This is a genomic window from Pseudomonas sp. B611 (assembly GCF_055407965.1).
Genome location: NZ_JBUZST010000055.1, coordinates 1 through 507, shown reverse-complemented (window position 1 = coordinate 507; position 507 = coordinate 1). Strand labels below are relative to the sequence as shown.

1 protein-coding gene is annotated in these 507 nt (G+C 58.0%); it reads right to left on the bottom strand.

Annotated features, from left to right (window positions below; all coding sequences use genetic code 11):
* Window positions 1-507 (bottom strand): DUF6531 domain-containing protein (locus ACZRMO_RS30250; RefSeq protein WP_463975277.1); only part of this gene is annotated, 507 nt, incomplete at both ends.

Genomic DNA, 507 nt, shown 5'->3' with positions numbered 1-507 from the left:
AAGGTCGTCATAGGCGTAGGAAACGACGCTGTACTCGCTCACCCAGACGTAGGGATCAGAACCCTCGGCCCGCTGAATCTGGTAATCCACCGCCACGATACGGTCGGCCGAATAACGCAAAAACAGCGAACGCCCGACACCGTTATCCAGCCGCTCGATACGCCCCAACAGATCCCGGGAAATCCGCAGTCGGTTGTCATACGCATCGCTGATGGCTGTCAGCAGACCCTCACGAAAGTGGTAGAACCGCGATGCCTGCGCCAGCACCAACTCGTCAGGCAAAGTACCGAGATAAATGACCGCTTCGGCCAGGCTATTGGTGATCGTCGGCCGAGAAATCGTAGGCAAGGGAAAAACCGTCGAGCGATTCTCATGATCCGTCCAAACCACCGAATCGCCCGAAACAGCAAGCCTGTGGGCCAGCGCATGACTCCAGCCAAACCCCAGCCCACAATCCACGTCCACCGCACTGGTGCGATAAAGCCGCGTCCACTCGAACGGCAAAAC